Source organism: Pseudomonas sp. 22526, from assembly GCF_052044735.1.
GTDB classification, from domain to species: domain Bacteria; phylum Pseudomonadota; class Gammaproteobacteria; order Pseudomonadales; family Pseudomonadaceae; genus Aquipseudomonas; species Aquipseudomonas piscium.
The window spans coordinates 213,543-214,173 of sequence record NZ_JBQENK010000007.1; the positions used below are offsets into that span (position 1 = coordinate 213,543).

General features: G+C 59.4%; 1 protein-coding gene. It reads right to left on the reverse strand.

Translation table 11 applies throughout. The features are described from left to right. Positions 1–21: 21 nt before the first annotated feature. Positions 22–492: a DUF1289 domain-containing protein gene (locus ACTJKT_RS13105; RefSeq protein WP_025809403.1), complete on the reverse strand. Its 471-nt coding sequence runs from the start codon at positions 490–492 to the stop codon at positions 22–24. Positions 493–631 lie beyond the last annotated feature (139 nt).

The following is a 631-nucleotide window of genomic DNA, read 5'->3' on the forward strand; positions in this document are numbered from 1 at the left end:
TGCCCGCGATGCTTTTAATGGTCAGGCGCCAAAGGCGTCCTTGAGAAACCCCGGGGCGATATAACGCTGGTAGTGGGCTTCCGACAGGAGGAAAAACTCCCGATCGATGGCATCGCGCAATTCCGGCAGTTCCCAGTCGCGAAACTCCGGCAGCAACACCATCCCGTAGGCTTCCAGCTGGTTGATCACCCGCGCCCCGCGGGCGATCAGCTGATAGGCCCAGCAATATTCCGACTGGTGCGGCACGAAGCGGATCTTGCGCTGCTCCAGTTGCTCGCGCAGCCGCTGGGGATCGAAGACTTCCAGTTTGGCCGCCATCACCTGCACCAGCAATTGCTCGAGACGCAGCCACACCGCGCGCTTTTCTTCCTCGTTGTAGCCGTTCCAGTGGATCACTTCATGGTGGAAACGTTTGCAGCCACGGCACACCAGGTCACCGTAGACAGTGGAGCAGAGGCCGACGCAGGGGGTCTTGATCGTCTGATTGGGCATAAGTAGGCAATACGCGGAAAAAGCGAAACAGGCCCGCATGTTAGCCCTTTGTCTAACATTCATCACCCCTCAAACTTCAGGGGCTCAGGGTCTATTGGACTTGGGTGGCGGCCGCGACGGATGCCCGCTTGGTGCAGGG